Genomic DNA, 3,066 nt, shown 5'->3' on the forward strand with positions numbered 1-3,066 from the left:
GGTTCGCGTCGCGCGTCACCGACCCCGTAAACGCGTCGCGCAGTTGCCTGACCCCGTACGCGATCGTGTTGGCGGTCAACGCGATCGTGAATCCGGCCAACGCCACGCACGCCACAACACCCCACGGGGGCGCCAGCAGGCACAGCGCCGGAACGAACGCACCGAGCCGGCCTCCACCCGCTCGCCCCCACGTTCCCGCCAACGCGCGCGGCGCAGACGTGACTGGCACTGCCGGGGTCGGCACCGCGTCGAAACACGGCCCCGACTGTGCAAAGTCGAACAGCCACACCGTCTGCCCATCAGGTCCGGTCTGCACACGCGACCAGAACGCGTCGCGATCCGGCAACGCTGCCCCGTCCACAGCCGCTCCGATCCTGCCGAGCTGCTGCCACGCGTCCAGCACGATCCCGGTGAAGCGATGCACCACGTCGTTCCACGACTTGATCACGCCGCACGAAACTTGACCGGCCCGCACGTCCAGCCGCAACTGATCGGCGCGCGCCGCCAAGTCGATCCGTTGGCGCTCGATCCATTCCAAGTGCGCGGCAAACGCGTCGAGGTTCGCGCGGACGTCGGCCGGAACATCGCCCGGCACGTCCGTATCGCCCCCGCCATCATCCACGCCGAGCCGGCCCAGCCCGCGCGCGGCGCCCAACAGGCCCACGGGCGTCAGGCGCGTCCCCGTTCGCGGCACCGCCGCGCGCGCCACGCCCGTGATCCGGCGCAACGTCTCGCGCGGATCCTCGTCGCGCGCGCGCGACGCCGCGTAGCTGTGCATCAGAGGAGTGCTGCGTCGCATGGTCGCTATCCTATCACGCCGCCCACGGCTGTAAACCCGGCGAGAGCCGTGCTTCCCACTCGCGCCGCTTCGCGATCACCGCGTCCACGTAGTTCTGCGTGCGCTTGGGCGCCGCCGCGTAGCGCCGCCCCGAGTTGTAGCCGGCCAGGACGTCCGACCACGGACCCCCCGCGCCGCCCGCGCCGAAGCGATCCAACCAGTGGTCCAACACGCGCAAGCCCACCTCGATCGATACGTCTGGATCGAACAAGTCCTCGGGCCGATCTACAAGATCGCCGCCCCGATCCAGCGCCACCGCGAACAACACCTGCGTCAACCCGAAGCTGCCCCAGGCGCAACAATCGGTCCCTCGCGGGTGCGCGGCGCGCGCTGTCGCCGTCCAGTCGGCCACCCAGACACACGGCTCGTGGCGCACCGCGCGCGGGCGAAAGTCGCTCTCCTGGCCGACCAGCGCCAGCACCAGCGGCAGCGACGCCGCGTGCGTGTCCCCGGCGCGCTGGTAGGCCAGCGCCACGCGCTCCCACGGCACGGCCGGACCAGAATCGACCGGCCCGCAACCGCACGCGGCCAGGGCAGCGGCGCGATCCCCCGCATCGCACGCCGCTGCCACCTGTACGACCGACGCGTGGTGCTGTACCGGCCGCGACCCTCGCCGAGCGACCAGCGCCAGCGCCCCGGCCCCGGCGGCGTAGATCACCAGGGACCAGACCACGCCGGCTCTCCCGCCTAGTACGTGGTCTGGGGGATCGCTTGCGCCGAGTGCTGGACCGCTTCGGCGAAGCGCGTGCCGGGGATGATCGGGATCAGCACGAAGCCGATGAACGCGATCCGCACCGTGATCGTGCTCGCGGTGTTGTTGGTCAGCTCCGCGCGCAACGACCCGTTGGCCGGGATCAGCGTCGGACGGCGCAGCTTCCACTTCGTCCCGATCGCGCCCGACCCCGACACGTCGATCAGCGTCGCCGGCATCGTCTCGTTCTTCATCCACGGCATGTTCCGCGACAGGTCGGTGATCTTCACCTGCCACGAATCCGGCCGCTCGTTGGTCGCGGGCGAGGCGTCAGCCTCTTGGTTCTCGATGTGGAACCCGACCTCCCAGCACTCGAAGTCGTAGCCCGAGTCGTTCCGCAGATCAGCGTCCGCGAACAACGTGGCCGCGCTCCCGGCCACGTCGTCGAGGTCGGAGAACATCACCCACGGGATGCGCTCGTACAGCGGTTCGTCGTACTGGTTGGCCATGGGCTAGATCGCCTCCAAGCAGGGGCGAGCGGGGAAGGTCGAGGTCACGCGAGGCGCCAAGGGGCGACTTTACGTCACGGGGCGCTTGTAGAGGCCCTGCAGGTGCGTCTCGATCTGGACCGCCGACGCCAGCGACAGCGCCGCGTCGAACTCGAACTCGCCCCGGAACGACACGTTCGGGCGCAGCTCGATCGGCAGCACGAACGCCGCCTGGTCGCGCGGGCTCGGCACGCCGTTGTTCACCTGCGCCGAGGCGTCGGTGCGGCCGTAGCCGCCCGATCCGGCCGGGTGCTTGTACAGCGGCCCCATGTTCTTGACCTTGTTCTGCACGAGGAACGAGAACACCGTCCGGTCGTAGATGTCCGAGATGTCCGCCAACGTCAGGCCGGCGGGCAGATCGTTCATGTTCGACCCCATGACGTGCTGGATGCTGAACACCAGCATCTCGTAGCCGTCCGGCAGGCCCGCGCCCGCGCCACGCGGCAGGTTGCTCTCGCGCTTCGAGAGCGTCGCCGCCGTGTTGCCCGGCATCGGATCGCCGGGGGCGCCGATCAACGTCTGCAGCGTGGTGGTCTGGGTCGTGGCGAACTGGCAGGTGGACCAGAGGCGGTCGTCCACCCAGTCGCCGAACTCCAGCGGGTAGGGCACGCCGGCCACTTCGACCGTGAGCGTGCCGCCAAACGTACCGCGTGCCGTGTCGTTCATGTGCAGTCTCCTTCGATCAGGTTCTCGGTTGCGAGTTGAAGATCACGCGAGCCCGAAGGCCCGATCAGGTCTTGTGAGCGGTCGCGATCGGGTTGGCGCCGTACGCGCCGCCGAGCACCCGGACCACGCCCGAGCTGGGCCGGCTGCCACGCAGCTCCTCGGCGGTGTAGACGCCCATGCGCCCACCCCCGTTGCCGCGACCCAGGAAGCGAACCGGTGCCCCGCGCAGCTCCTCGGCCGTCACGACGCCCAGCCGGGTGCGAGTCGCGAGGTTCGTGGTCAGCGCGGTCAGGCCCGCGTCTTCCTTCGGGAGCGTGTAGTCG

Annotated in this window: 5 protein-coding genes; all 5 read right to left on the reverse strand. The window is 70.0% G+C overall.

Annotated features, from left to right (window positions below; translation table 11 throughout):
* Positions 1 to 799 (reverse strand): hypothetical protein (locus Q8Q85_08680; GenBank protein ID MDP3774328.1); only part of this gene is annotated, 799 nt, incomplete at its 3' end.
* Between the two features lie 13 nt (positions 800 to 812).
* Positions 813 to 1,511, reverse strand: a complete 699-nt coding sequence (locus Q8Q85_08685) for a lytic transglycosylase domain-containing protein (GenBank protein MDP3774329.1) — start codon at positions 1,509 to 1,511, stop codon at positions 813 to 815.
* 14 nt (positions 1,512 to 1,525) lie between these two features.
* Positions 1,526 to 2,038: a hypothetical protein gene (locus tag Q8Q85_08690; GenBank protein MDP3774330.1), complete on the reverse strand. Its 513-nt coding sequence runs from the start codon at positions 2,036 to 2,038 to the stop codon at positions 1,526 to 1,528.
* A gap of 69 nt (positions 2,039 to 2,107) precedes the next feature.
* Positions 2,108 to 2,743, reverse strand: coding sequence for a hypothetical protein (locus tag Q8Q85_08695; GenBank protein MDP3774331.1), 636 nt, complete (start codon positions 2,741 to 2,743; stop codon positions 2,108 to 2,110).
* Between the two features lie 64 nt (positions 2,744 to 2,807).
* A partial coding sequence (locus Q8Q85_08700; GenBank protein MDP3774332.1) for a hypothetical protein occupies positions 2,808 to 3,066 on the reverse strand: 259 nt, incomplete at its 5' end.

It is taken from the genome of Gemmatimonadales bacterium, assembly GCA_030697825.1.
Taxonomy (GTDB): Bacteria; Gemmatimonadota; Gemmatimonadetes; order Gemmatimonadales; family JACORV01; genus JACORV01.